The organism is Bacteroides sp. Ga6A2 (genome assembly GCF_000702225.1).
In the GTDB taxonomy this organism is placed as follows: domain Bacteria; phylum Bacteroidota; class Bacteroidia; order Bacteroidales; family Bacteroidaceae; genus Ga6A1.
Genome location: NZ_JNKX01000015.1, coordinates 50,667 through 77,187, shown reverse-complemented (window position 1 = coordinate 77,187; position 26,521 = coordinate 50,667). Strand labels below are relative to the sequence as shown.

The window sequence follows — 26,521 nt, the reverse complement described above, 5'->3', positions numbered from 1 at the left end:
TAAATTACTGTTTGCCAAGAATCTTGTCCATCACCCAGTTTGTAGTCGTTGCGCTGATGGCTGTTGCCGAGCATTTGCCGAGTCCCTGAAGATCCTCGACAACCGCCTTGATAAGCGGAAGCTGAACGTAGCTTGGATTCTCTATCGGATACTCTATTCTGCCTTTCTCGTTGTGCAGGGCGATAGGCTCGAAGGTGAATACCGAGCAGCATATCATTCCCTTTGTGCCGATTATCTCGATGCGGTCTTCCTTTGCCGATTCGTGACCGATGAAACACCACGAGCCCGAGCCTACGAGTCCGTTGGCAAACTTGAACGTTGCACTTACATTATCCTCAACATTGTAAAGTCCGCCCATGTTCACGCAGAATCCGTGAGCCTCGGTTATGACGCCCAAAAGTTCCTGAATGAAGTCGAGTTGATGAGGGGCAAGGTCGTAGAAATATCCGCCGCCGGCGATATCTTTCTGAAGTCTCCAAGGAATGTCCTTGCTGTTGTAGTCGAGGTCGCGCGGAGGCACGGAGAATCTAATCTGTACGTTCACCACCTTGCCAATCTCGCCGTTATCAATCAGTTCCTTTATCTTCAGGAAATAAGGCAGATAGCGGCGATAGTACGCAACGAAGCATGGTACGCCGGTCTGTTCTGAGATACGGTTTATTCTCACGCAGTCGGCATAGCTTGCCGCCATCGGTTTTTCGATATAAGCCGGCTTGCCAGCCTTCAGCGCCATAATTGCATATGTTGCATGCGATGAAGGCGGAGTGGCTATATAGACAGCATTTACGTTTGGGTCGTCGACCAACTCTTGAGCGTCGGTGTAGTACTTCGGAATGTTGTGTCTTTCGGCATACGAGCGTGCCTTCTGACGGTCGCGGCTCATCACGGCAGTAACCGACGAGCCTTCAATCATGCTGAAAGCCGGTCCGCTTTTCTTCTCTGTCACCTCACCACAGCCGATGAAGCCCCATTTTATTTGTTTTATGTTATTTATGCTATCCATATTTGCTAATTACATTTTAGAAGTTACAAAAATAAGTCAAAAAAATGAAAAAACAAATTATCGTCCGTGCTTTGCCTGTGTTTTTGTCGTCTTATGTGCTATTTTTGTGTTTTTCATGCCGATTTTGTCAGATTTTCTTTTTTGTTAAAAGCGAAAAATGTATACTTGCTCATAGTGATTCTGCAAATTTTATAAATAACTATTTGCAAAAACAATACATTTGTCTTAACTTTGCCGAAGTTAAACTAATAATTTTGGTGATGGAAACAGAAAACAAGACTGTTCTTTTTTATGACAAACGTAGTGTGTTGAAAAATATCGCCGTTGGAACATCGGTATTTTGCAATAATTTCAAGTCGCTTTTTCTGAAGGGCTTGCCTTATATTCTATTGTTGGCAGTGTTTACAGCGCTGTTGAATATGTCTTACAACCCTGAATATATTTTACAGAACATTCTGATTTTTATTGTGGAAGCGGTGTTTAGTATCTTTGCCAATTCTTTATTGCTGGCGTTTATTGCCGCTAATATGGAATATTATAGTGTTTACAACAAAGTGCCTCAATATTCGCTTAAAGAGATGTTAGATCTTGTTATGAAGAAAATATGGAAGGCTTTGGCAACAATAATAACAAATATTTTACTTTATACACTTATATTTGCATTTATTGCTTTTGTTTCCGTAGAAGCGAATTTGTCATGGGATGTGGCTATTATTCTTATTCTTGTGGCTTTTGTGGCGTGTATTCTTCTTGCAATTCCGCTTGGCTTGTGGGAGGTCGAGTTCAACATTACAGATTACCGATATGGTTTCTCGCTTGCAAACTCGTTTAAATTAGGCTACGGCAATTTTGTGAATTCCCTCGTTCTGTTAATCCTGATTTGTTGTGCGTTGGTTGTTCCGATGTTGCTTGTGGCAAGCCCGAGAATGATTCTTTTCCTGTCGGAGAATATGTTTATGCAGAGTAAGGAGATGGGCGATAATGTTTCGCTTCCTGGATATTTCGGAGCGTTGCAAGGTCTTTCAGTCTTTGTGATAAGCCTTGTTGCATCGGTTGTTAATATTGTGCTTTTCTGCATATATTTCTTCTTCTACGGAAGTCTGCTGAATGGTGCAGACAAGAAGAAAGCTTATAAGAACGAAATGGCAGCAGAGGAGATTCAATAGTAGAAAATCTCTCTCTGTTCTATAAATTCCTTGCCGTTGTTGTTGTATTTAAGCTTTCGCTTAGTCCAGTTCCCGTTATTGTCGAAAGTCAGATACATATAGTCTATGGCATAGTTGCGGTTTTCCTCATCATGGTTTATCCCATTGAAAATATGCGATTCATGATGACGAAGACCGTTTTTGTATGTGTACTTTATTATCTCGTTGCGCTTGCACGCATTGCAGGCATTGTGGTCGCTGTTGCATTTCTCGATAGTCTGCGTAAGTTGTCTGTTCTTATCGAAGACAAACTGAATGGTCAGAGTGCGGTCGCTCGTCTTGCAGATGACAGTTGAAATGTTGTCGTTGTTGTCGTGGTTAACGTACACGTCGCTGTATGTGCCAGAACTAATGGATGTAAGCTTGCCACTTCGCGAGAAATATAAGGTATCATCGTTGATGACATATTTCTTTACCTTCCCTTTCAGTTGGAAGGTTGGCAAATCCGTAGACCCGCTACAGGATGCCAAAATTATAATAAACGAAAATATTGTTGTATTAACAATTTTTTTACCAAAACTCATATGTAAATAAAGTTGTACCTTATAAAACAATGCAAAGGTACAACTTCTATTTATAATTACCGAAAAATCGTAACGTGTTTTTTAGCCAGATTTACTTTTTTGCCATAAAATGAAACATATAGAGCACCTGACTTTATATTCTGTTCACCTGTTTCACACCCTTTATTGTTTTGAGTTTGCGCAGAAGAGCCTCGAGTTTTGTGATGTCGTCGACCATAATTGTCACGTTCCCGGAGAAAAGTCCGTCGTTCGAACTGATGTTTATGTTTCTCAGAACAACCTTTTCTTCTTTTGATATTATCGAAGTGATGTTGTTCACGATTGTGATGTCGTCGTTACCGATTACTCTAACCGTTATTTCGTACTGCGAGCCGCCCTTGCCTGCCCATTTTGCCTTAACTATTCTGTAGCCGAAGCGTTTTCGAAGTTCGGTTGCGTTTGGACAGTCGGAACGATGCACCTTTATTCCGCCGTTTACAGTAACAAATCCGAAGATGTCATCGCCGTAAATAGGGTGGCAGCATCGTGCAAGCGTAAAGTCGATGCCCTTCATGTTCTGGTCAATCACAAGTACATCGTTGCCCATGCCTTGTGGCAGGGCACTTGTGTTGTTGATGTAAGTGTCTGCGCTTGTTACGGTTGTCTCTGTCTCCGGATTTAGCATAGACAAGTACAATTCCAGAACGCTGTTCACGTCGCGCTTGTTCTCGGCGATGTCGGCATAGAATTCAGAACCGATTTTGTATCCGAGTTTCTTTATCAGACGCATCATTATCGTCTCGTCATAGTCGAGTTTGCGGTTTTTGAACTTTCGCTGGAGTTCTTCCTTGCCGAATTCAGCCTGCTTTATGAGAGTTTCTTTGAGTGACTGCCTGATTTTTGTGCGTGCGTGCGGAGTTGCAGCGATGTTCAGCCATTCAGTCTTCGGTGTCTGAGTTGACGACGTGATGATTTCGACTTGGTCGCCGCTTTGCAGAACGTGGCGCATATTCACAATCTTTCCGTTTATGCGTGCCGATGTGCATCGGCTTCCCACGTTTGTGTGAATTCGATAGGCAAAATCGAGCACCGTCGCACCCTTTGCCAGTTTGTACAAATCGCCTTTCGGGGTGAAGACAAAAACCTCGTCTTCGTACAACTCCATCTTGAACTGGTCCATCAGGTTGCGGTCGTCGGCGTTGGTTTCGAGAGCCGTTCGAATGCTTGTCAGAATCTCGTCGATGCCGTTGTCGCCCTTGATGCCCTTGTATCTCCAGTGGGCAGCAAGGCCTCGTTCGGCAATCTCGTCCATTCTTTCAGAGCGGATTTGCACCTCGACCCACTTTCCCTGCGGTCCCATAACGGTTATGTGCAGACTCTCATATCCGTTGCTCTTCGGAATTGAAAGCCAGTCGCGCAATCGTTTGGGGTTTGGCTGATACATATCCGTGATGATAGAGTAGACGAGCCAGCAATCCTGTTTTTCTTTTTCAACGGGGGAGTCGAGAATGATTCGTATGGCAAACAAGTCGTACACGCCCTCGAAAGCGCATTTCTGTTTTTTCATTTTCTGCCATATCGAGTGGATGCTCTTCGTTCTTCCCTTCATGTGGAATTTCAGTCCGGCATCCTTCAGCTTTTTCTCGATTGGCAAGATGAATTCCGAGATATATTGGTCGCGCGCCTTTTTCGTAGCGTTCAGCTTGTCCTTAATCATATAGTAGGCATCGTGCTCAAGATATTTAAGCGACAAGTCTTCCAATTCCGATTTCAGAGTGTACAGACCGAGTTTGTGGGCGAGTGGGGCATAGAGGTACGCCGCTTCTTGTGCCACCTGTTTCTGCGCCGAAATGTTGTCGGTGTCGCGAATCTGCCTCATCAGATTTACTCTGCTGCCAATCAGAATAAGGATTACGCGCATGTCCTCGGCAAACGACAGCAAGAGGTTTCTGAAGTTCTCGCTCTCGATTGTCGGTTTCTTTGAATAGAGTTCGTTAATCTTTATCAATCCCGAAACAATCCCGGCAACATCCTCTCCGAAATCGTTCTTTATCTGTTCGGTCGAAGTTGTGTTGTTCTGCACGCAGTCGTGCAGCATTATACTTAGAACCGACGCGCGGCTCATGCCAATCTCGGATGCCACGATGATGGCAGTCTGCATATCCGATATTATGGGGTTTAGTCCGAACTGGTCGCGTTTTATTCCGTTGTTTGATACGGCTTCTATCAGAATATCCTTTATTTTTGCACAATCGTCATGTCGTAATGTATCTTCCGACAGTTTTAGTAGTTGACGGTACAAGGTGAAAAGCATAACCTTTTCTTCGTTTGTGAAGAATGTGTTTTCGTTCATATCCTGTCTGTGTATAGTTTTATAGTTACAAAAATAAGTTTTTTTTTTGAAACATGGTGCAAATACAATATATTTTTGTATTTTTGACGAATAAATTTTAATATCAACCTTTTAAATATACAAGTATGTTGACACTACAGGACAAGGAATTCCTTGCATCAAAGGGAATAACAGAAGAGCAGGTTGCTGCGCAGTTGAAGGATTTGGAGAGAGGCTTCCCGTTTTTGAAGCTTGCAGGTGCGGCCGAGGCAGGAAAGGGCATTGTGGTTTGTGATGATGCGGCTGTAAACGGATATCTCGACACCTGGAAAGAGTACAAGAAGAGCAACAGCGGAAAGATTTTCAAGTTTGTCCCAGCCAGCGGAGCGGCAAGCCGAATGTTCAAGAATCTCTTTGAGTTTGTAGATGCTGAATATGAAGAACCTACATCGGATTTTGAAAAGAAGTTCTTTGCAGAGATAAAGAAGTTTGCCTTCTACGATGCGCTTGATAAGGCTTGTAAGAAAACAAAAGGTAAGAATATCGACGAACTCGTAGCCGAAGGCTCATATAAGGCCGTTGTAAGCACTCTGCTCGACAAGGACGGTCTTAACTACGGACAACTTCCGAAGGGACTCCTCCTGTTCCACTCATACGACGATGGTTCGCGCACTCCACTCGAGGAACATCTGGTAGAAGGCGCGCTATATGCAGCCGATGGTGCAGGAAACGTGAATGTTCATTTCACCGTAAGTCCTGAGCACAGGGCGATGTTCGAGAAACTCGTGGCAGAGAAGGTTAAGAAGTACGAGGATAAGTTCGGCGTCAAGTACAATGTTTCGTTCTCTGAGCAGAAATCAAGCACCGATACGGTTGCCGGCACGATGGATAACCAGCCGTTCCGCACGAGCGATGGCAAGATTCTGTTCCGTCCGGGCGGTCATGGTGCTCTTATCGAGAATCTTAACGACCTCGATGCCGACGTTGTCTTCATCAAGAATATCGACAATCTTGTTCCTGATTGCTTGAAGGACGAGACCGTAAAATACAAGATGGTTCTTGCCGGACTGCTCGTTTCATTGCAGAAGAAGGCATTTGCATATCTGAAGAAGTTGGATAGCGGAGTCTATACTCATACCGACCTCGAAGAGATTATCCGTTTTGTTCAGCAAGATTTGTGCTGTCGCAATCCAAAGATAAAAGAGTTGGAGGATGCCGACCTCGTAATCTATCTGAAAGGCAAACTTAACAGACCAATGCGTGTGTGCGGAATGGTAAAGAATATCGGCGAGCCGGGTGGCGGTCCGTTCTTGGTTTACAATGCCGACGGAACAATTTCTTTGCAGATTCTCGAGAGTTCTCAGATTGACAAGAACAACAAGGAAAGCATGGAGATGTTCACAAAGGGAACTCACTTCAATCCGGTAGACCTCGTTTGCAGTCTGAAGAACTACAAGGGCGAGAAGTTCAACCTGCCTGAGTATGTTGACAAGAGCACAGGCTTCATCTCTTACAAGTCAAAGAACGGCAAGGATTTGAAGGCTCTCGAACTTCCGGGCTTGTGGAATGGCGCGATGAGCAACTGGAATACCGTGTTTGTTGAAGTTCCGCTTATCACCTTCAATCCGGTTAAGACCGTGAACGACTTGCTTCGTGAGCAGCATCAGAAGTAATCAAAGAAAAATAATCAATATATTCAACGTAAAATGAAAAAAATTCTGCTCCTGGGTTCAGGAGAGTTAGGTAAGGAGTTTGTAATTGCCTGCAAACGCAAGGGACAGTATGTCATTGCTTGCGATTCGTATGCAAAAGCGCCAGCCATGCAGGTGGCTGACGAGTGTGAGGTTTTCTCGATGCTCGATGGAGAGGCTTTGGAGGCTGTGGTGCGTAAGCATAAGCCAGATGTGATTGTTCCAGAGATTGAGGCTATTCGTACCGAAAAGCTGTACGATTTCGAGAAAGAAGGAATACAGGTTGTTCCAAGTGCGAAGGCTGTAAACTTCACAATGAACCGAAAGGCAATACGCGAGTTGGCTCATACCGAACTCGGTTTGAAGACAGCCAACTACCGTTATGCCACAACCTTCGAAGAGTTGCAGGCTGCAGCGAACGAGGTGGGCTTCCCTTGCATCATCAAGCCGCTGATGTCATCGTCTGGGCACGGTCAGAGCAAGGTCGATTCTGCCGACGATTTGAAGAAGGCTTGGGACTATGCTTGCAGCGGTGCTCGTGGCGACCTTATGGAGGTTATCGTAGAACAGTTCATCAAATTCGACAGCGAGATTACTCTGCTTACCGTTACTCAGAAGAACGGCCCAACGCTTTTCTGCAATCCTATCGGACATGTGCAGAAGGGTGGCGACTATCGCGAGAGTTTCCAGCCGGCTGCAATCTCGCCAGAGCAGCTCGAAGAGGCTAAGCGCATGGCAGCTAAGGTTACCGAGGCACTTACAGGAGCAGGAATTTGGGGCGTTGAGTTCTTCCTCAGCAACAAAGACGGCGTTTTCTTCTCAGAGTTGAGCCCGCGTCCGCACGATACGGGTATGGTTACGCTTGCCGGAACACAGAATCTCAGCGAGTTCGAACTTCATGCCAGAGCGGTGCTCGGACTTCCTATTCCATGCATTTCGCAGGAGCGTCAGGGCGTTAGTGCCGTAATTCTTTCAGAAATCGAGAAGAAAAATCCTGATTATGAAGGAATGGAAGATGTTTGCGCGGCAGAAAAGACTTATCTGCGCATCTTTGGCAAGCCCGAGGCTCACGTTGGCAGACGTATGGGAGTTGTTGTATGCTGGGACGACTTGAATGCCGACCAGAATGCTTTGCGCGACAAATGCAAGGCCCTTGCAGCAAAAGTTACAGTAAAATGAAAATATTGTAAAAAAATAGGATAAAATGTTACGAGTGCAAATATTTTTATTATATTTGCACTCGTTTTTGAAACTATTTTGAACAAAACGAAACCTTAATGCGGTTATAGCTCAGTTGGTAGAGCGTTGGCTTCCCAAGCCGAAGGTCACGGGTTCGAGACCCGCTAACCGCTCAAAAGAAAATGCACAAATATTTGCCGCAATGACCCTAATTATTGTCCTTATATTGTTATTGGGTTATGTTGCAATTGCAACAGAGCATATTACAAACATAAACAAAGCCTCGGTAGCTATGTTTCTGGGTGTAATAGGTTGGCTACTCTATATGTTCTTCGGCGAATATTACGTATCGGAAAATTATCCACTTGAATATTCGGCTTATCTTAGCGGAACGGCAGAAAACGTATGGTCTCTGCGCTCGTTCATAGCACAGCATGTCTTTGTGGGCTATGTTGCAAGCGCAGCTGAAATCGTCTTGTTCTTTGTTGCTACGATGAATATCGTCTCGGTACTGAATGCCAACGAATGTTTTGATTTCATCTCCGAGTGGATGCGTACGAGAAACAGCAAGAAACTTGTTTGGATGGTTGCTCTCGTAACGTTCCTCATATCTTTCAATCTCGACAATCTTACAACCGTCATGATGATGATTGTGATATTGCGAAAGTTGATTCCGAATGTACACGATCGTGCGTTGTATAACTGCGTTGTGATTCTTGCTGCAAACTGCGGCGGATGTTGTTCGTGCATCGGCGATGTAACAACGCTGATGATATGGGTTAAGGGTGCGGTTACCCCTACGGCATTTACGGTCGGCCTTATTCTTCCTGCTTTGGTTGCACTCGCTATCCCTACATATCTTGTTTCGAGAGTTCTTCCTGAAAGAGTGAACCTGACATCTCAGTTGGGAATGTATAACGGTGATGACAGCGTGTTGAGCCGCTGGCAAAGACTTCTGATGCTGTTTGTCGGCATCGGCGGTTTGTGGGCAATCCCAACATTCCATAACCTTACAAAGTTGCCGCCTTTTGTCGGTGCAATGTGTATTCTCTCAATTCTGTGGATTATTTACGAAGTCTGTAATCTGAAGAGAATGAGAAACGATGTTATGGTTAATAACCAGCGAGTTCCTTATTCAATACAGGATGTGAACAGCCAGCTTATCCTCTTCTTCTTGGGTATTTGGTTTGCCATCGGTGCGATAGAAGAGACAGGCGCGTTGGAAACAATGGCAAACTGGCTTGACGAGAATATTCACAACGTGTATATAATAAGTGTTGCGCTCGGATTTGTTTCGAGTGTGCTTGATAATATTCCGTTGGTGGCAAGTAGCATCTCTATGTACGATGTTGTTGACCCAGCCGATGTGACAGGTAGTGACTATGCCAGCGCATTCAGTCAGAACGGTTCGTATTGGCAGATTCTCGCATACTGTAGTGCTGTTGGCGGTAGCTTGATGACAATTGGTTCTCAGGCTGGATTCGCTGTGATGAAAGTTGAAAGAATAAGACTGAAATGGTATCTTCGCCACTTCTCATGGATGGTTCTTCTGGGATGGGGCGCAGGACTTATTGTTTATTGGGTAACAGAAATATTGTACGAATATTGTTTTTAGGATAATTTTATAGCAGACGCAAAAATCTATAGCTTATGGCAAGAGTAAAGTGTATTGGTATTCTTACTTCCGGAGGCGATGCTCCGGGAATGAATGCTGCCATACGTGCGATAACACGAAGTGGTATTTGTAACGGTTTCACCGTGAAGGCAATCTATCGCGGTTATGAGGGTTTGATGAACAATGAAATTGTTCCGTTCTCTACAGAAAACGTAAGTAACATTATACAACGAGGCGGAACGATCCTGAAAACCGCACGTTCTAAGGGCTTCGAGACTCCTGAAGGACGAAAGAAGGCATACGACAACATGGTTGCTAACGGAATCGATGCGCTTGTCGTAATTGGCGGAAACGGCTCTCTGACGGGCGCAAAAATCTTTGCTGAAGAATATGATGTGCCTTGCATCGGTCTGCCGGGAACAATCGACAATGACCTTTATGGAACAGACCTCACTATCGGTTACGATACAACGTTGAATACCATCGTCGACTGTGTTGATAAGATTCGCGATACGGCTAATTCGCATGAGCGTATCTTCTTTGTTGAGGTTATGGGACGTGATGCCGGATTCCTTGCGCAGAATAGTGCCATCGCATCAGGTGCAGAGGCTGCCATCATTCCAGAGGATAATACGGATGCCGACCAGTTGGAGCACTTCATCGGCCGAGGCATCAGAAAGTCAAAGAATTCATCAATCGTCATTGTGAGCGAGAGTCCGAAATGTGGTGCGATGTACTATGCCGAGCGCGTAAGAAAGGAATATCCTCAGTACGATGTCCGTGTTTCTATTCTTGGACACTTGCAGAGAGGCGGAAGTCCATCGGCACGTGACAGAATACTTGCCAGCCGCTTGGGTGCGGGAGCAATCGATGCTCTGCTCGACGGACAGCGTAATGTTATGATTGGAATCAAGCAGGACAATGTTGTCTATGTTCCTTTTGTCGATGCAATCAAGAAAGAGAAACCTATAAATAAGGAGCTTATCAGGGTTCTCGATGAATTGTCAATATAATATCGAAATCACCGATTACAATGATAAAGTGTCGTGCAAATGCTTTTGTACGGCACTTTTTGTTATCATAAGCATATTTTATGCCTAAAACACATTTCTTTCGACCTTTTTTGTACTATAGGCAAAAAAAAGTCGTTTTTTTTGTTGTTATTAAGAAATATTTACTAAATTCGCATTTGATAAACAATAAGTGAAATCATTTCGGGATAGTAAAAATATAAAAATAAATAAAGCTTATGTCACAAATAATTGGACATATTTCGCAGGTCATCGGTCCTGTTATTGATGTGTATTTTGACACAAAAAATGAAGATGCCGAAAATGTACTTCCAAAAATCCACGATGCTTTAAAGATTGAACGTCCGGGAAGAGGAGATTTGATTCTCGAGGTTCAGCAGCATATTGGTGAAGATACCGTTCGTACTGTCGCTATGGACCGTACTGACGGACTTAGAAGAGGTATGGATGTCTATCCGACAGGAAGTCCTATTACAATGCCGGTTGGCGACCAGATTAAGGGACGAATGATGAATGTTACAGGTGACCATATCGATGGTCTGAAGCCACTCAGTCGTGAGGGCGCATATCCTATTCATCGTGAGCCGCCTAAGTTTGAGGAACTTTCAACTACACGAGAAATTCTAACAACAGGAATTAAGGTTATCGACCTTCTTGAACCTTATTCAAAAGGTGGAAAGATTGGTCTGTTCGGTGGTGCTGGCGTGGGAAAGACCGTGCTCATCATGGAACTTATAAATAATATTGCCAAGGGACACGATGGCTTCTCTGTTTTTGCCGGTGTAGGTGAACGCACACGAGAAGGAAATGACCTTTTGCGAGAGATGATCGAGTCTGGTGTAATCAAGTACGGAAAGGAGTTTGAGGAGTCTATGGAAAGAGGCGAATGGGATCTCTCTAAGGTAGATTACAACGAAGTGCAGAAGTCACAGGCTGCACTTGTGTATGGTCAGATGAATGAGCCGCCGGGTGCGCGTGCATCTGTTGCGTTGTCTGGACTTACTGTTGCTGAATCGTTCCGCGATGAGGGTGCAAAGACAGGAAAGGCAAGCGACATCTTGTTCTTTGTCGATAATATCTTCCGTTTTACTCAGGCTGGTTCTGAGGTATCGGCTCTTCTTGGCCGTATGCCATCGGCTGTAGGATATCAGCCAACGCTTGCCACCGAGATGGGAGCGATGCAGGAACGAATCACGTCAACAAAGAACGGTTCTATCACATCTGTTCAGGCTGTATATGTGCCTGCCGACGACTTGACAGACCCTGCTCCTGCTACAACATTCTCGCATCTTGATGCTACAACCGTGTTGAGCCGTAAGATTGCCGAACTTGGAATCTATCCTGCGGTTGATCCGTTGGATTCTACATCTCGTATTCTCGACCCTTTGGTTGTGGGCAAGGAACACTACGAGTGTGCACAGAGAGTAAAGCAGATTTTGCAGAGATACAAGGAACTTCAGGATATCATCGCCATCCTTGGTATGGATGAGTTGTCAGATGAAGACCGTCAGACTGTAAATCGTGCACGTCGTGTTCAGCGATTCCTTTCACAGCCGTTTACCGTTGCTGAGAAGTTTACAGGTGTTAGCGGTGTGATGGTTTCTATTGAGGACACTATCAAGGGATTCAATATGATTATGGACGGCGAGGTTGATTACCTTCCAGAACAGGCGTTCCTCAATGTCGGTACGATAGAGGATGCCATTGAGAAGGGTAAGAAACTCCTTGCTGCGGCTAACGCATAATACATACGTTTATGAGTTTGAAACTGAAAATCGTTTCACCAGAGAAAGTGGTGTATGAAGGTGAGGTGGACAGCGTTCTCGTTCCGGGAACGAAAGGACCTTTCGAGATTCTGAATGACCATGCCGCAATTGTCTCAACCTTGGAAAAGGGTGTTGTAGAGATTGGTACATCACAAGGTAAACAGCAAATACCAATATCAAACGGATTTGTTGAGGTTCATAAAAACAATGTAAGTATTTGTGCAGAACTTTAATAAGTTGGAGAAAACACAGGGGCGAGACCTTTCTATGTCGTACCTCGTTCATAGTGTCTGTATATTGATGACGCTTGTTGCTGTGGGTGGGGTGGTTATCGGAGTAACCTCTTTGGATTGTTTGAAGAGAATGCTCGTTATCATCTTTGCGTACAATGCCTTTATGAGCGTTACATATACGTTGATGTGGAAGTTTTCCGCCATGTCATCGTCGAGAACACAACTTGTTTCTTACATGGTGGCATCGGCTTTCAGAATTGTAACGGCTTTGGTGGTTGTGTGGATATTTTTCCGCCGAGAACCCGACATTATGATGCGTAAAATATTTACCATGACATTTATGGTATTTTACTTGTCCATGTTGTTTTTCAACACATTATACTTCGCAAAGATTCAAAGAGAAAAAGAATAACTTATGAATTGCTTTAGAAAACTATTTCTGATTCTGACCTTGGCGCTAATTGTGCCTATGCTCTGCAACGCACAGGACGAGGATGAGTCGTTCAATGCGTCGGAATTGGTGATGGAACATATCAGGGACTCTCATGAATGGCATATAACCGGAGAAGGCGAGAATGCTATTATTATCCCGCTGCCTGTAATCGTATATACTAATGCCGGCTTCAAGGTGTTTCTTTCTTCTGGTTTTGCCGAAGAAAAAGACGGATTGAAGTTTGCATCGAATGGGTTGGCATTGGCGGAGAAAGGCGAATATGCAGGCAAAGTTTTGGAGAAGAATGAATCGGGTGAGTATATCCCTGTAAAACTTGATATTTCAATTACGAAGACTGTTGCCGTGATGTTTGTCAATGCAATCATCTTGATTCTTTGCATTTTGTTGCCGGCACGATGGTACAAAAATCGAAAACCGAGCGACGAGGCACCGAAAGGATTCGTCGGATTTGTTGAGATGCTTGTAATGTATGTTGTAGATGAAATCATAAAGCCAAGTATTGGAAAAGGATATGAGAAATATGTTCCGTGGTTGCTTACATGTTTTTTGTTTATATTTGTGTGCAACATTATGGGTGTTGTACCGTTCCCTCCAGGAGGCGGTAATGTTACGGGTAACATTACATTTACCTTCTTTCTTGCATTCTGTACGTTTGTGATAACGCAGTTCAGCGGAAATAAGCATTATTGGAAGGATATTTTCTGGCCAGAAGTTCCTGTTTGGCTTAAATGTCCGATTCCATTGATTCCGCTCATCGAGTTTGTGGGCATCTTTACAAAGCCGTTCGCCTTGATGATTCGACTTTTTGCAAATATGCTTGCCGGACATCTTATTGCTTTGGCTCTTACATGCATCATTTTTCTGATGGCATCAAAGGGTGTGGCGATGTTGACGAGTATGTCAATATTAAGTGTTTCCCTTAGCGTTTTTATGACGTGTCTGGAATTAATGGTCTGCTTTATTCAGGCTATGGTATTTACAATGTTGAGTGCTATTTTCATCGGTATGGCACGAACAGAGCCTGCCGAGGAGTGATAATAAAAAGAAATAATCAATAACTAAAAAATTAAAATTATGAGTTCATTACTATTGTTAGAGGCAGCAGGTGCTGCTGGTCTAAGTACAGGTTTGGCAGTTATCGGCGCAGGTTTGGCAGTTATCGGCGCAGGTTTGGGAATTGGTCGCATCGGAAGTCAGGCAATGGATGCAATGGCTCGTCAGCCTGAGATTCAGGGTAAGTTGAACGTGTCAATGATTATTGCGGCTGCTCTTATCGAGGGTGCTGCATTGTTCGCTGTGGCTGTTGCCTTTATGTGCGTATAATCATCTATTAAGAAAAGAATTTTTCAGAAATAAATAGTTCGAAATATGGATTTATTATATCCGAGTGTTGGACTGCTTTTTTGGATGTCGGTGGTGTTCTTCATCGTCTTCCTCATCCTATGGAAGTTCGGTTTCCCTGCCATTGTAAATATGGTAAACGAACGTAAGGCTTTCATAGACGAGAGTTTGGAGAATGCACGCAAGGCAAACGAGAAACTTGTCAACATAAAGGAAGAAAGTGAATCCATTCTGCAGGAAGCACGCGCTAAGCAGGCAGAAATCTTAAGAGAGGCTGCCGCTACGCGTGATGCTATTGTAAAAGATGCAAAGGACAAGGCTGATGCTGAGGGCGCAAAGATTATAGAAGAGGCTCGTGCACAGATTCAGAAAGAAAAGGAAGCCGCTGTTGCCGATATACGCAAGCAGGTTACCCAACTTTCGGTAGAAGTTGCCGAGAAAATTCTGCGTAAGGAACTCGCATCAGACAACAAGCAGATGGATTTGATAAGCCGATTGCTTGACGAAGTAACTGTTTCTAAATAAGTGTTATCATGAATGTAGGAGTTATTTCAATGCGTTATACGCGTGCGCTGCTGAAATATGCCCAGTTAAACGGTGAAGCAGAAAGCGTGTATAACGAGATGATGGTTCTTGCAAGATGCTTTATCGATGTTCCGAGGCTGCGTGCATCGCTGGCAAGTCCTGCTCTCGCAGCAGACAAGAAGACGGCGTTGTGTGTGACAGCCTGTGGAGGCAAGGCATGTGCAAGCACTCAGAATTTCATAAAACTTTTGATAAAGTCTGAAAGGCTGAATCTGTTACAGTTTATGGCTAACTCTTATGTTGATTTGTACAGAAAACAGAATAACATTACCAGAGGCAAGCTAATTACTGCTGTTCCTGTTTCTTCGGAGATTGAGGAAAGAATGCGCAAGATGGTCGAACAAAAGACTATGGGAAAGGTTGATTTTGTAACCGAAACCGACCCTGAGATTGTTGGTGGTTTCATTCTTGAGTATGATACATATCGACTTGACCAAAGCGTAAGCACACAGTTGCGCAAAACATTGCAGCAGTTTACAAATTTTAAGGCTTGATGCGCCGCTGTGCAGTGCAACAATGCCATGTGTTGAACAAATAAATAAAGAAAAATGTCTGAAAACATAAATTCCAGTGAGGTTTCTAAAGTCCTTTTGGAACAACTTCAAGGCATAGAGAACAATGCGGAGTTTGAAGAAACGGGCACCGTGCTCACTGTGAGCGATGGCGTTGCGCGCATCTATGGACTTCGCAATGCCGAGGCCGACGAATTGCTGGAATTCCCTAACGGAATCATGGGTATTGTGATGAACCTTGAGGAAGACAACGTTGGTGCCGTTCTTCTTGGTCCTACCGACCAGATAAAGGAGGGAATGACAGTAACACGAACCAAGCGCATCGCATCTATCAATGTGAGCGAGCAGATGCTTGGACGTGTTATAAATCCGCTGGGACAGCCGCTCGACGGACAGGGTGCCATCGGAGGAGAGACTTTCGAGATGCCTCTTGAGCGCAAAGCCCCAGGCGTAATCTATCGTCAGCCGGTAAATCAGCCTTTGCAGACAGGTTTGAAGGCTGTCGATTCGATGATTCCTATCGGTCGCGGACAGCGCGAACTTATCATCGGCGACCGTCAGACAGGAAAGACTGCCATCGCTATTGATACAATCATCAATCAGAAGGAGAACTTTGAGAAAGGCGACCCTGTTTACTGTATCTATGTTGCTGTAGGTCAGAAGGGTAGTACTGTTGCAAATATAGTAAACGCCTTGAAGGAGTATGGAGCAATGCCTTATACAATCGTTGTTTCGGCTACTGCTTCCGACCCTGCTGCGCTTCAGTACTATGCTCCGTTTGCTGGTGCAGCCATAGGCGAGTATTTCCGAGATACTGGTCGTCATGCGCTTGTAATCTACGACGATTTGTCAAAGCAGGCCGTGGCTTATCGCGAAGTATCGCTTATTCTGAAGCGACCTTCTGGTCGTGAGGCTTATCCGGGTGATGTGTTCTATCTTCACTCACGACTTCTTGAACGTGCTGCGAAGATTAACGCTCAGCAGGAGGTTGCCGAGCAGATGAACGACCTTCCTGACTGTCTGAAAGGCAAGGTTAAGGGCGGTGGTTCGCTTACAGCGCTTCCGATTATCGAGACTCAGGCTGGCGACGTTTCGGCATACATCCCGACAAACGTAATTTCTATTACAGACGGTCAGATTTATCTGGAGACAGACCTCTTCAATCAGGGATTCCGTCCGGCTATTAACGTTGGTATCTCGGTTTCTCGTGTAGGTGGTGCTGCTCAGATTAAGTCAATGAAGAAGGTTGCCGGAACGCTGAAGATTGACCAAGCGCAGTATCGTGAGTTGGAGTCGTTCGCCAAGTTCTCGAGCGATATGGACCCTGTAACGGCGATGGCTATCGACCGCGGTCGAAAGAACAACAAACTGCTTGTTCAGCCTCAGTATAGCCCTATGTCGGTAGCAGAGCAGGTTGCCATCATCTATTGTGGCGTAAACTCTTTGATGAAGGACATTTCTGTCGATGCAGTTCCTGAATTCCAGAGAATCTTCCTCGACACAGTGAGAACGATGTATCAGGACAAGATTCTGAAGCCATTGGCAGAGGGTCAGCTTACCGATGAGGTTACAAACCTTATCAGAGAGGTTGCAGCATCAGTTTCAGCACAACTTAAATAATTCAGACTATGCCATCTTTAAAAGAAGTTAAGGGAAGAATCGCGTCGGTGACCAACACGCGCAAAATCACTTCGGCCATGAAGATGGTTGCTTCTTCCAAACTGCACAAGGCGCAGCAGACGATTGAGAATATGTTGCCATACGAGACTCAGATGAGCACGATTTTGGGCAATTTTCTGAGCGGCGACATTGAGGTTGATTCTCTGTATACCGCCGAGCGTGCCGTGAAGAAGGTTGCGCTGGTTGTGTATGCCTCAAACTCGAGTTTGTGCGGTGGATTCAACGCAAACGTGATAAAATCGCTAACAAAGGCTGTTGACGACTACAAGCATCTTGGCAAGGAAAACATAATTGTCTATCCGATAGGCAGAAAGGTTGCCGATGCCGTGAAGAAACTTGACGCTACGGGCGTTGATGCTGATTATAGCGTGATGGCTGAACATCCGTCGTTCAAGACGGCAAGCGAGGTGGCCGAGGAACTTATGCAGAAGTTTGTTGCTGGTGAGATTAACAAGGTCGAAATCATCTACAATCACTTCAAGAACACGGCCTCACAGGTTTTGCGTCGCGAGGTTTTTCTGCCAATCGAACTTGATGCGTTCAAGGACGGTGCGCAGAATCAGAATCTCGACTATATCGTTGAGCCAAGCAAGGAAGAGGTTGTGAAGGCTTTGATTCCGACGGTTCTGCATCTGAAAATCTATACCGCGCTGCTCGACTCGAACGCGAGCGAACATGCAGCCCGTACGGTTGCCATGCAGACGGCTACGGATAATGCTGACGATTTGCTTCAAGAACTTACGCTGATGTACAATAAGAGCCGTCAGCAGGCAATTACGAGTGAGTTGCTCGATATTGTGGCAGGTTCGATGAATCATTAACAAAATAGTTAAAAGATATGGAAAGAAGGTTACGCATTATTTGTGTATCCTTCTTTTTATTATTATTTTTGCAGAACTAAAATTAACACATCAAATTTAATAACAGTGGAAGTAAAAACAATTGGACTTGCATCTGACCATGCAGGTTACGAACTAAAGCAGTTCGTTAAGGAATACCTAACTAAGAAAGGATACACATTCAAGGATTTTGGAACAAACTCAACCGACAGTTGCGACTATCCTGATTTTGCTCATCCTCTGGCAGAGGCAGTTGAGAGCGGTGAGTGCTATCCGGGCATCGCCATCTGCGGCAGCGGAGAGGGCATCGCCATCACTCTGAACAAGCATCAGGGAATCCGCGCAGCATTGAGTTGGATTCCAGAAATTGCTCATCTTGCACGTCAGCACAACAATGCAAATGTACTCGTTATGCCGGGTCGTTTTATCGACACAAAGACAGCCGAGGCTATCATGGACGAGTATTTCTCTACTGAGTTTGAAGGCGGTCGCCATCAGAATAGAATTGACAAGATTCCAGTTAAGAAGTAAGTTTTTCTTATATATAGTTCGCCCCGATGCAATCAAGCGTCGGGGCTTTTTTTATTCGTCTTTGATGATTTTCATGTATTCGTCGTACGAGATGTATCGGCCGCCCATGCTTTCCAGATGCGGTGTTTTGAGCTGGCAGTCAATCATTGTGCCTCCATTTCTCTGGAGGACTTTTGCCAGATAGATAAGCGCGAGTTTTGAGCCGCTTGGCACGCGCGAAAACATACTTTCGCCAACGAAATAGTGACCGATATTGACGCCGTAGAGTCCGCCAACCAGATTGTCATCCTCGTCCCATACCTCAACGCTGGCGGCAAAACGTTGCTTGTAGAGTTCGGTGTACGCCTCTATGATGTGTTCACCGAGCCATGCGCCTTCCAGCTCGTTGCGATTGTTCACCTCGGCGCAGTTGCGCATAACATCTTCGAACGCATTGTTTATGCTGAATTGATATTTGTTCTTGTTGAACAGCGTGCGCATTGAGTGCGAGATATGAATCTCGTTAGGGAAGATGACAAAGCGTTGCATAGGGCAGTACCATACAATCTGTTCGCAGTTCTTGTAGTCGTACCACGGAAAAATTCCGTTGCTGTATGCAAGCAGAAGTCTGTCTACCGACAAGTCTCCGCCCACGGCGAAGCATCCGTTCGGCTCGCCAAGACGAGGGTCGGGAAATGATATGGAGTCGTCGAGTTGGAATATCATAAAATGCTGATTTTATTCGATTATGATTTCGCCATTGCTGACGGTGGCATTGGCGTTTCCGCCTTTCTTTAGGTTGCCGAAGAGAATTTTCTTTGCAAGTTGAGTGGCGAGATTCTTGTGTATTACGCGGTCCATCTCTCGTGCGCCGTATTCTTTCGTAAAGCCTTTTTTCAGAAGTATCTCGCGCGCCTCGTCTGAGATGCTAAGGGTTACGTTCTTGGCAGAAAGACGCGTCTGTAGTTCGCCGATTTTCTTGTCGAGAATCATTCCTGCCATAGTCAAATCCATGTCGTTGAAGACCGCGATGCCGTTGAGACGGTTCAGAAATTCGGGCTTGAAAGTCTTTTTCACTTGCTTCATCATGCTTTCGCCGCTCGATGCCGATGGGAAATATCCGATGCTTGCCTGACTTGCGAACTGTGCTCCTGCATTCGATGTCATGACGAGCACGACGTGCCTGAAGTCGGCCTTCTGACCTTTGTTGTCGGTCAGTCGGGCATAATCCATAACTTGCAGAAGGATGTTGTATATGTCGCCGTGAGCCTTCTCAATCTCGTCGAGAAGAAGCACGCAGTTTGGCGATTTGCGGATGGCATCGGTCAGCAGTCCGCCGTCCTCGTAGCCGATGTATCCGGCTGGTGCGCCAATCAGTTTGGCAACGGTATGCTTCTCGGTGTATTCGCTCATGTCGAAGCGCACGAGCTGGATGCCCATCTGTTCGGCAAGAACCTTGCACAACTCCGTCTTTCCAACGCCAGTCGGTCCGACGAAGAGGAAGCTTGCGATGGGCTTATTCTCGTCCACCAATCCGGCTTTCGACATCTGGATAGCCTCAACAACCTGTTCTACGGCCTTGTCCTGACCGTATATTTTCTGCTTGATGTTCTGTTCCAAGTTCTTTATGTCCTTGTCTTCCTCCTTCTTTATCGCCATTGATTCAACCTTGCAGACCTTGCTCAGAATATCGGCGATATGCTGTTTTGTAACTGTCTGCTGCTTTTTTTCTTCCAACGGATGCATTTCGAGAAATGCTCCAGCTTCGTCGATAAGGTCTATGGCTTTATCTGGAAGAAAACGGTTGTTAATGAATCGCGCGCTCATGTCAACGGCATATTCGATAACGCCCTTGCCATATTTCACGTTGTGATATTTCTCGTATTTGTTTTTCAGACCATTGATGATTTTTACACACTCGTCGGTCGAAGGTTCGGCAATCTCGATGTCTTGGAAACGTCGAATCATGCCCTTGCTTTTGGCGAAATAGCGCTTGTATTCATCGAACGTGGTTGAGCCGATGAAGCGTATGCTATTTTCCTCGAGGTAAGGCTTCAGAATGTTCGAAGCATCCATCGAGCCGTCGTTGCTTGCACCTGCGCCAACAAGGTTGTGAATCTCGTCGATGTAGGCGATTGCCTTGCCGTCTTTCATCATGCCGTCCATAACCATCTTGATGCGCTTCTCGAACTCTCCGCGATACTGAGTTCCGGCGAGCATTCCGGCGAGATCAATCTGGTATATTCGGTAATTGCGCAGACGCTCTGGAACCTTTCCGCCTTCGATGAGTGCTGCCAGTCCACGCACTATTGAGGTTTTTCCGACTCCCGGCTCGCCGATGTGCAGCGGATTATTTTTGTCCTTTCGGCAGAGAACCTGAATTGTTCTTTCAAGTTCTTTCTCCCTGCCAATCAACGGATTGTAATTCTTTATATTGTCGTTCAGGCAGACGGTAAATTTTTTCCACTCGTCTTCCGTCTTTTCATCAGTATTGTTGTTCATTTCATCAAAGTCAGAGTCGTAAAAATCCTCATCTTCGTCGTGCTCAAAATGTTTGTCGTGGGCAAAGTCGCGGTTTCTCTTAACCTCGAACGAATTGTTCATCTCAGCCCATTTGTATGATTTCGACAGTTCGCTCAGGAACAGCGTAGTGTCCGAAACGACGCTGTTCAGAAGGTTTGAAACCATTGAGTTTGTGAGCGATATCGCAGCAAAGACAAGTCCCGGAACGCAGAGGTCAGCCTGAACGCCGTCTTCCTCGGCATAGAAATCGATGCAGTTCTGCATGATGTATTCGGCCTGATAAGACCTTTCGAGCATGTATTCGATGTCGTCGCTAACATGCTCGTACTTATATATTTCGTCGGCAAGACATGTCGAGATTTCGTCGATGTCGTAGTCCATCTTCTGGCACACCTCCCTGAACGGAACGTGCTCGGTTATGGCATAGATTATATGCTCGGGCGTTACGAACTCGTTTCGCTGAATGCTGGCAATTTCGAAAGCACGGTTAAGTGCGTTTATTACAAAATCTTTCTGACTCATTATTCTGCGGGTTCTACGTTTATAACTAAAGGAAAGCCGAGGTTTCGTGCCATGGATGTTGCCTTTCGCTGCTTAGAGCGGGCAATGTCGTAGGAGTAGATGCCCACGACAGCCTGTCCGGTGCGGTCTATCTTCATTGTCAGATATTCTGCTTCGTCGGACGGCTTCATGAATACGGTTTTCAGAATCATTATTACGCAGTCGAAGGTTGTGATGTCGTCGTTCATCATTATCACCTTGAACTTCTTGGGTTCTTGGAAATCGATTTTCTGACGGTCTTTTATAGCGGTCTGTCCTTGTGCCATATTTATTCTTTAGAAATTGCCATTACAATAGTTTTCTTTTAACACATCAATATATGTGCCATTCTTCTTGATGTAACTCAATAATTTGCTGAATATCGAGTTTTTCGAGAGCAGACGGCTGTTGCCTGTTATTATCATGTGCTCTCGTGCCCGTGTCAGAGCCACGTTGAGTTTGCGGTCTATAACAACGCCGTCGGTATCGGTAAACACGTTGCTGGTGAGGAAGTTGAGTTGATAAATCTTCTGAACGGTAAATCCGTAGATGATGTAGTCTCGCTGGCTTCCCTGAAAACGTTCTACCGTGTCGATGGTTATGCCGTTGAGAGCCTTGATGCCGAGTTTCTGAACCGTTTTTCTCACGGCAGAAATCTGGTTTCGGTACGGAACTATGACTCCCACGGTCTTGTCGGCATCGAATCTGTCTTTTTCTATTTCGAAAATCGACTTTATCGTGGCGGCTATGATGTCAGCCTCGTTCTGATTGACTTTTTCTGATACCGAATGTTCGGGCAGTTCAGCCTCGACGAAGGCTACTCGGCTTGTCTTCAGCATTCGGGCTATGCCGTTGCTTTCTTCTGCCTCTTCAGAAAGTTCTTTTGTCTGATGGGGTAGCGGAACGATTCCGAGTTTGCCGTTGTAGAATGCTTGGTTTGTGAAGAAGGCTATGTCGGTGTGCATTCGTCCTTGCTTGCTTAGCAGATGAATGATGTCGTCGTTGTCGCGGTTCAGCCTCAGAAGTCGTTCGAAGAGCGACAGACGGCAGTTTGTCAGTCCTATTTCCGTCAGAACCTCGTCGTCAACGGCAGATTCGTATTCTTCTTGCTGAACTACCGCCGGGAGTTGCTTGTGGTCGCCAATCATCACAAACTTCCTGACTGCCACCTCGTTGCCGTTCTTTGCCGAGAGGATGGCGAGAAGATGCGGTTCGAGAATCTGCGAAGCCTCATCGATGATGGCAAGGTTGAATTTCTTCAGGTCGAACAGATTAGTGTTGCTGCTCAGACTCGTCGTTGTGCCCACGATTACGCGCGTCTGCGCCACCGCCTGCCTTATGCTCGTTATGTTTCTGCAAGATTTCAGTTTGTTTTCCATCAGAAACGGGCGATATTCCTTGGCGCACGACAGTTTTGTGCCGATGCGCATAAAGTCGATGTTGTTCTCGACCAACTTGCTGCAAACCTCGTCAACCGCTCTGTTGGTGAATGATACAACGAGAACCGTGCCGTCGGGTTCAGAGAGTTCTTCTTTCAGCACGTTCAACATTCCGTAAGATGTCTTTCCTGCTCCCGGAGGACCGATAATGATAAAGTAGTCCTTTGCCTGTTTCGCTTTCAGAACCAGAGTGTTGAAGTCGTCGTTGCCGTAGTCGTTGTTTAGCGAAACAGATTTGTCAACCTCTGGCATTCGTTGTGCCAAGATAAGGTCGCGGCGGTCTTCGGTGGTAAGCAGAAACATCTGCATAGCCTTGTATTGCGCGTTGTACGACGAGTCTATAAAGTCGTGCTCAACCGCCCATTTGTAGTTTTTCGGCGTGTCGAACACCGATTCGTTGCGTTGCGCCGCCCTCAGCAGAAGCGTTATCTCCTCGTTCGTGATGTCCTCGATTGATGCTCGATGAACCATCGTCTTTCGTGCATCGGGAATCTCCGTTGAATTGTATCTGTAAAGAATCACCACATCGCCCACGCGGAAGTTCGGATTGTCGAACGTGTCGCTTTCCGGAATCTTCAGAGTGATGGTTGTGATGCCGTCGTCGCCTGTTTTCTTGTTGCAGATAGACAGACTGTCGTAGATGTTTCCGGCAAGATGCTTCTCGGCAAGCGACGAGTTCCAGAGGGCTGCAAAGCCCGATGCTGGCTGCTGACGGTTGCCTATTTTCGACAGGATATGCTCCGTGGCAATAAATTTCATAAATTGCAGATAGTATTTCTGCTCAAGACTGATGGCATTGTGCAGCGGCGCGAGAACTTCCTGAATCTGAGGCTCTTGATATCGCTCCCAGAAGAAGCCGTAGTTGCATTTTGTGTTCAGCGAATCGGGCGTGATGTCGAGCAGTTGCGACATCGTTCCCTGCGGATACGAAAGTTCGTTGGCTACAATCTCGTTGCGCAGTTTGAAAGCCTCGAAAAGTTCTTTCGGGGCAGGCGAGCACTTGACCAGACTCTTGGCATATTTCGAATAAAGCAGAAATGCGTAGATGTTTTCGTTTCTGAGGCCGTAATTGTAGTGAATCAGAGCCATGTAGAGCAGAAGTTGCACGAGATGTTTCTCCTGTGGCTGCGGAACGGCAGAATCAGACGAGAACGTGTTTGCCTTTCCACTTTTCTGCTCAATCAAAACGGTATTGTCGTTGAGCAGAAGGTCCATTCTCCCTTGAATTCCGAGCTCCTCGCTGAAGAACGACGGTTCGAGCAGGACTTTCTCTATATCGAATGTCTTTACACTCTCTTTCAGTGCGTTTCTTACGGTATTTCTGATGTATTGCTGCTGTCGTCGTGCCTCTTCGTGAAACGAGCCGTCGAGTTCGCAGCACGTTGCAAAGTTTATGGCATTCTTCTTGAAGAATCGGTTTATGCTGTCCTCGTATCTCACATCCTTGTCGAGGTTGTGAATCTCCTCATCGAGGAATTGTCCGGCAAGATTTCCAAGAAGAATGTATTTCGTGTTTGGATACAGTTTTATCTTATTCAGCAGATATTGCTCCGGGCTGTGTCCGTAACTCTCGAAGCACGCTGCAATCTGCGAGATGTCGATAAGGTAGTCTGGCTCGAAAATGATTAGTTCGGGATAATAGATTTCGTTGGCTATTCGCGGCTTGACGATGTTCAGCTGGCAGCCTTCCGACAGCATCGGCTCAATGTAAGTCCAGTCGCCAAGGCTGTACTTGTCGCTAAAGTTATAGCAGATTTTCACCTCGTTAAGGTCGTTGTATTCTGCCGTTCCGTAGATATAAGTGCTGTCCCAGCTGCTCACCACTATTCTGAAATATTCGGCGGCGAGTTTCCTGCCCGAAATCTTGCGTGTTACGAGCGGAAAATGCTTCTGCAACTCGGCAGGAATGTGAACCGAGAAAATGTCGGCAATAAATTCGCACAGAGTCTGTAGGTCGTGCGGACAAAGTTCAATCAGTTGGTTCTGGTTGAATTTCGTCGTGTCCTTCAGTCTTATTCTCAGGTCGTGAATCCGATAGGAGAGTTCGCTGCTGGTGTTGTGCTGCTTCAGCAGATAGTCTATTTTTGCAAACTGTCCGCTGAATAGAATCTTCAGTTCTCGTGTGCAGTCGTCGGCAATTCGTGTGAAAATATGGCTGAAAATATCGTATATTTCAGCAATGTCAACATCGTTCGTTCTGTTGAACAAGTCCTCAAGTTCCGCAAAGTAGTCATCGGCCTTTATATCCATATTTTCTCAATCAACTTTTCTGTAAATTGTTATAATCCGCAAAAATATTAAAACTTTTCCGAATAATGCCTAAAAAATGTGAAATTGGTAGTCCGTCCTTCCGATTTTCGGTAGTGGTATCTCGTAGTATTTTCTGCGATGCAATATGGATTTGTTGAATAATGTGCTAAAAATGCTTCTCCCTCGTCAATGCAGATGCTGACGTCGCCAATTCAAGAAAGCATGATGAGGGATAAATATTACAATCTTATTAAAGTGAAGATCTTCATAAATTGGTCTGTAATAAATCTTGCCAATTCGAGTACAAGGAAATATGTCATAACAGACTTCCAGTTTGTACCCTTTAAGCCTTTTTCTAACTTTTTCCACTCTGACGTTTTTTTTAGCATCTTGTAGAGAATTGTGAAACTTGCAATATATAGCAAATGTATGACGGCAAGATAAGTCTCAGCTATTGGTATTGACGAAAATTGGAATAACTTCGGATAGGTGCTGATATATCCTATTGTATTGATAAAAGTAAAAACGCCACCGCAAGTAACTAAATAAAATCCAACTTTCCGATAATGTAAAAGCAAGAGAAAACCTACGAAATAAATTGTACTAAACGTGGTTTGTAATGTCATTAATGCCAAATTTGCCTGACCATAATCGACTAAAATCTTATACCAATGAATAAGGTTTATTGTTATGCCACATGTATAGAGTAGCATCAGGCAGATATAGAATCGAACATAGGTGTTCTGTATAGTGCATACTTTATTTTCGATATTGCACTCATCGTCTTTTTTATCTCCTTCTAAGAAAAGTAACGGAAGAACCTTAAATGGTACGCTTGATAGTTCGAAGTCATGAGTTCGCTTGATAGTCTGCGCCAACAAGAACCAGAGAGCCAAGGTGAGCAATGGATATTCAATATTGTTGATAAAAATTTCGATATCTGCATTTATAAGATACGGCCTATATATAAAGGCTAAGATTGCTGTAAATACGATAAGGAGTGTCAGAAAATACTCCAACCGTCCAATTCTGCCGTCGAAAGAGAGCGGTGCTGCAAACATTTTTCTGCTTTTCATACTTTTTTAGTTTGGATAAAATTAGTTGTTATTGAGGTTTTGATTAAAATCTCGACAAAAATAATGCTTTTTGGGGGCATATCTGGTTGTTTTTTATGATTTTCTTTGCCCATGTCCTTGTAGTTCGGTTGGAAAGCCTTGCAGTCAGATGCAGAAGAAAGTCGAAACAGACATGCGTTTTTTGCAAATGTAGAAATGTTTTTTAGGATAGCAA

Annotated in this window: 23 protein-coding genes and 1 tRNA gene; 15 read left to right on the top strand and 9 right to left on the bottom strand. The window is 45.0% G+C overall.

Features of this window, described 5'->3' with window-relative positions; all coding sequences use genetic code 11:
- Positions 1 to 4: 4 nt before the first annotated feature.
- Positions 5 to 1,003, bottom strand: a complete 999-nt coding sequence (locus tag T538_RS0105025; protein WP_031532493.1) for a Gfo/Idh/MocA family protein — start codon at positions 1,001 to 1,003, stop codon at positions 5 to 7.
- A gap of 44 nt (positions 1,004 to 1,047) precedes the next feature.
- Here T538_RS0105025 and T538_RS0105020 point away from each other — a divergent pair, with 44 nt between their 5' ends.
- Positions 1,048 to 2,169, top strand: a complete 1,122-nt coding sequence (locus T538_RS0105020; RefSeq protein ID WP_155993001.1) for a hypothetical protein — start codon at positions 1,048 to 1,050, stop codon at positions 2,167 to 2,169.
- Here the strand turns inward: T538_RS0105020 and T538_RS0105015 are convergent.
- Positions 2,163 to 2,678 (bottom strand): hypothetical protein, encoded by a 516-nt coding sequence (locus T538_RS0105015; RefSeq protein ID WP_155992999.1) that lies wholly within the window; start codon positions 2,676 to 2,678, stop codon positions 2,163 to 2,165. The genes T538_RS0105020 and T538_RS0105015 overlap by 7 nt on opposite strands.
- Before the next feature lie 187 nt (positions 2,679 to 2,865).
- A complete protein-coding gene (locus T538_RS0105010) occupies positions 2,866 to 5,064 on the bottom strand; it encodes a RelA/SpoT family protein (RefSeq protein ID WP_031532490.1) in 2,199 nt (732 codons plus the stop codon).
- A gap of 125 nt (positions 5,065 to 5,189) precedes the next feature.
- Between T538_RS0105010 and T538_RS0105005 the strand changes: the two genes are divergently transcribed.
- From T538_RS0105005 to atpC, 7 genes are all read left to right on the top strand, one after another.
- Positions 5,190 to 6,716 carry a DUF4301 family protein gene (locus tag T538_RS0105005; RefSeq protein ID WP_031532489.1) on the top strand — a complete coding sequence of 509 codons (1,527 nt, stop codon included), beginning with the start codon at positions 5,190 to 5,192 and terminating at the stop codon, positions 6,714 to 6,716.
- Between the two features lie 33 nt (positions 6,717 to 6,749).
- Entirely contained in the window at positions 6,750 to 7,913 is a 1,164-nt protein-coding gene (gene purT / locus T538_RS0105000; RefSeq protein WP_031532488.1) for a formate-dependent phosphoribosylglycinamide formyltransferase, read from the top strand.
- Between the two features lie 100 nt (positions 7,914 to 8,013).
- Positions 8,014 to 8,086: transfer RNA gene (locus T538_RS0104995), tRNA-Gly, on the top strand.
- A 29-nt stretch (positions 8,087 to 8,115) separates the two neighbouring features.
- On the top strand, positions 8,116 to 9,528 hold the full coding sequence (nhaD, locus tag T538_RS0104990) for a sodium:proton antiporter NhaD (protein ID WP_031532487.1): 1,413 nt from the start codon (positions 8,116 to 8,118) through the stop codon (positions 9,526 to 9,528).
- Between the two features lie 35 nt (positions 9,529 to 9,563).
- Positions 9,564 to 10,541 (top strand): 6-phosphofructokinase, encoded by a 978-nt coding sequence (gene pfkA, locus T538_RS0104985; protein ID WP_031532486.1) that lies wholly within the window; start codon positions 9,564 to 9,566, stop codon positions 10,539 to 10,541.
- 236 nt (positions 10,542 to 10,777) lie between these two features.
- Positions 10,778 to 12,304, top strand: coding sequence for a F0F1 ATP synthase subunit beta (gene atpD / locus T538_RS0104980; protein WP_031532485.1), 1,527 nt, complete (start codon positions 10,778 to 10,780; stop codon positions 12,302 to 12,304).
- Positions 12,305 to 12,315: 11 nt separating this feature from the next.
- Positions 12,316 to 12,558 (top strand): ATP synthase F1 subunit epsilon, encoded by a 243-nt coding sequence (gene atpC, locus T538_RS0104975; RefSeq protein WP_031532484.1) that lies wholly within the window; start codon positions 12,316 to 12,318, stop codon positions 12,556 to 12,558.
- A 48-nt stretch (positions 12,559 to 12,606) separates the two neighbouring features.
- Here atpC and T538_RS18330 read toward each other — a convergent pair whose 3' ends face one another.
- On the bottom strand, positions 12,607 to 12,762 hold the full coding sequence (locus T538_RS18330) for a hypothetical protein (protein WP_155992997.1): 156 nt from the start codon (positions 12,760 to 12,762) through the stop codon (positions 12,607 to 12,609).
- 211 nt (positions 12,763 to 12,973) lie between these two features.
- Here T538_RS18330 and atpB point away from each other — a divergent pair, with 211 nt between their 5' ends.
- The 7 genes from atpB to rpiB all read left to right on the top strand — a co-directional run bounded on the left by atpB (position 12,974) and on the right by rpiB (position 18,500).
- Complete coding sequence (gene atpB, locus T538_RS0104965) at positions 12,974 to 14,047, top strand: F0F1 ATP synthase subunit A (protein ID WP_031532482.1); 1,074 nt, start codon at positions 12,974 to 12,976, stop codon at positions 14,045 to 14,047.
- A gap of 36 nt (positions 14,048 to 14,083) precedes the next feature.
- Positions 14,084 to 14,335: an ATP synthase F0 subunit C gene (gene atpE, locus T538_RS0104960; RefSeq protein WP_031532481.1), complete on the top strand. Its 252-nt coding sequence runs from the start codon at positions 14,084 to 14,086 to the stop codon at positions 14,333 to 14,335.
- Between the two features lie 45 nt (positions 14,336 to 14,380).
- Positions 14,381 to 14,878: a F0F1 ATP synthase subunit B gene (gene atpF / locus T538_RS0104955; protein WP_031532480.1), complete on the top strand. Its 498-nt coding sequence runs from the start codon at positions 14,381 to 14,383 to the stop codon at positions 14,876 to 14,878.
- An 8-nt stretch (positions 14,879 to 14,886) separates the two neighbouring features.
- Entirely contained in the window at positions 14,887 to 15,432 is a 546-nt protein-coding gene (locus tag T538_RS0104950; RefSeq protein ID WP_031532478.1) for a F0F1 ATP synthase subunit delta, read from the top strand.
- Between the two features lie 54 nt (positions 15,433 to 15,486).
- A complete protein-coding gene (atpA, locus tag T538_RS0104945; protein WP_031532477.1) occupies positions 15,487 to 17,070 on the top strand; it encodes a F0F1 ATP synthase subunit alpha in 1,584 nt (527 codons plus the stop codon).
- Between the two features lie 8 nt (positions 17,071 to 17,078).
- Positions 17,079 to 17,951, top strand: coding sequence for a F0F1 ATP synthase subunit gamma (locus tag T538_RS0104940; protein ID WP_031532476.1), 873 nt, complete (start codon positions 17,079 to 17,081; stop codon positions 17,949 to 17,951).
- Positions 17,952 to 18,056: 105 nt separating this feature from the next.
- Positions 18,057 to 18,500, top strand: coding sequence for a ribose 5-phosphate isomerase B (rpiB, locus tag T538_RS0104935; RefSeq protein ID WP_031532475.1), 444 nt, complete (start codon positions 18,057 to 18,059; stop codon positions 18,498 to 18,500).
- 51 nt (positions 18,501 to 18,551) lie between these two features.
- Here rpiB and aat read toward each other — a convergent pair whose 3' ends face one another.
- The 5 genes from aat to T538_RS17605 all read right to left on the bottom strand — a co-directional run bounded on the left by aat (position 18,552) and on the right by T538_RS17605 (position 26,307).
- Positions 18,552 to 19,205 carry a leucyl/phenylalanyl-tRNA--protein transferase gene (gene aat, locus T538_RS0104930; protein WP_031532474.1) on the bottom strand — a complete coding sequence of 218 codons (654 nt, stop codon included), beginning with the start codon at positions 19,203 to 19,205 and terminating at the stop codon, positions 18,552 to 18,554.
- Between the two features lie 12 nt (positions 19,206 to 19,217).
- Positions 19,218 to 21,524, bottom strand: a complete 2,307-nt coding sequence (locus tag T538_RS0104925) for an AAA family ATPase (protein WP_031532473.1) — start codon at positions 21,522 to 21,524, stop codon at positions 19,218 to 19,220.
- Positions 21,524 to 21,829, bottom strand: a complete 306-nt coding sequence (locus T538_RS0104920; protein WP_031532472.1) for an ATP-dependent Clp protease adaptor ClpS — start codon at positions 21,827 to 21,829, stop codon at positions 21,524 to 21,526. Before T538_RS0104920 ends, T538_RS0104925 begins: the two co-directional genes overlap by 1 nt.
- A gap of 9 nt (positions 21,830 to 21,838) precedes the next feature.
- A complete protein-coding gene (locus tag T538_RS0104915) occupies positions 21,839 to 25,231 on the bottom strand; it encodes an AAA domain-containing protein (RefSeq protein ID WP_031532471.1) in 3,393 nt (1,130 codons plus the stop codon).
- Positions 25,232 to 25,470: 239 nt separating this feature from the next.
- On the bottom strand, positions 25,471 to 26,307 hold the full coding sequence (locus T538_RS17605; protein ID WP_051655883.1) for a DUF805 domain-containing protein: 837 nt from the start codon (positions 26,305 to 26,307) through the stop codon (positions 25,471 to 25,473).
- Positions 26,308 to 26,521 lie beyond the last annotated feature (214 nt).

Excerpts from the sequence above, each read along its gene's own strand:
- T538_RS0105025 (WP_031532493.1), bottom strand. The coding sequence starts at position 1,003 with ATGGATAGCATAAATAACATAAAACAAATAAAATGGGGCTTCATCGGC.
- T538_RS0105020 (WP_155993001.1), top strand. The coding sequence starts at position 1,048 with ATGAAAAAACAAATTATCGTCCGTGCTTTGCCTGTGTTTTTGTCGTCT.
- T538_RS0105010 (WP_031532490.1), bottom strand. The coding sequence starts at position 5,064 with ATGAACGAAAACACATTCTTCACAAACGAAGAAAAGGTTATGCTTTTC.
- T538_RS0105005 (WP_031532489.1), top strand. The coding sequence starts at position 5,190 with ATGTTGACACTACAGGACAAGGAATTCCTTGCATCAAAGGGAATAACA.
- purT (WP_031532488.1), top strand. The coding sequence starts at position 6,750 with ATGAAAAAAATTCTGCTCCTGGGTTCAGGAGAGTTAGGTAAGGAGTTT.
- nhaD (WP_031532487.1), top strand. The coding sequence starts at position 8,116 with ATGACCCTAATTATTGTCCTTATATTGTTATTGGGTTATGTTGCAATT.
- pfkA (WP_031532486.1), top strand. The coding sequence starts at position 9,564 with ATGGCAAGAGTAAAGTGTATTGGTATTCTTACTTCCGGAGGCGATGCT.
- atpD (WP_031532485.1), top strand. The coding sequence starts at position 10,778 with ATGTCACAAATAATTGGACATATTTCGCAGGTCATCGGTCCTGTTATT.
- atpC (WP_031532484.1), top strand. The coding sequence starts at position 12,316 with ATGAGTTTGAAACTGAAAATCGTTTCACCAGAGAAAGTGGTGTATGAA.
- T538_RS18330 (WP_155992997.1), bottom strand. The coding sequence starts at position 12,762 with ATGGCGGAAAACTTCCACATCAACGTATATGTAACGCTCATAAAGGCA.
- atpB (WP_031532482.1), top strand. The coding sequence starts at position 12,974 with ATGAATTGCTTTAGAAAACTATTTCTGATTCTGACCTTGGCGCTAATT.
- atpF (WP_031532480.1), top strand. The coding sequence starts at position 14,381 with ATGGATTTATTATATCCGAGTGTTGGACTGCTTTTTTGGATGTCGGTG.
- T538_RS0104950 (WP_031532478.1), top strand. The coding sequence starts at position 14,887 with ATGAATGTAGGAGTTATTTCAATGCGTTATACGCGTGCGCTGCTGAAA.
- atpA (WP_031532477.1), top strand. The coding sequence starts at position 15,487 with ATGTCTGAAAACATAAATTCCAGTGAGGTTTCTAAAGTCCTTTTGGAA.
- T538_RS0104940 (WP_031532476.1), top strand. The coding sequence starts at position 17,079 with ATGCCATCTTTAAAAGAAGTTAAGGGAAGAATCGCGTCGGTGACCAAC.
- aat (WP_031532474.1), bottom strand. The coding sequence starts at position 19,205 with ATGATATTCCAACTCGACGACTCCATATCATTTCCCGACCCTCGTCTT.
- T538_RS0104925 (WP_031532473.1), bottom strand. The coding sequence starts at position 21,524 with ATGAGTCAGAAAGATTTTGTAATAAACGCACTTAACCGTGCTTTCGAA.
- T538_RS0104920 (WP_031532472.1), bottom strand. The coding sequence starts at position 21,829 with ATGGCACAAGGACAGACCGCTATAAAAGACCGTCAGAAAATCGATTTC.
- T538_RS0104915 (WP_031532471.1), bottom strand. The coding sequence starts at position 25,231 with ATGGATATAAAGGCCGATGACTACTTTGCGGAACTTGAGGACTTGTTC.
- T538_RS17605 (WP_051655883.1), bottom strand. The coding sequence starts at position 26,307 with ATGAAAAGCAGAAAAATGTTTGCAGCACCGCTCTCTTTCGACGGCAGA.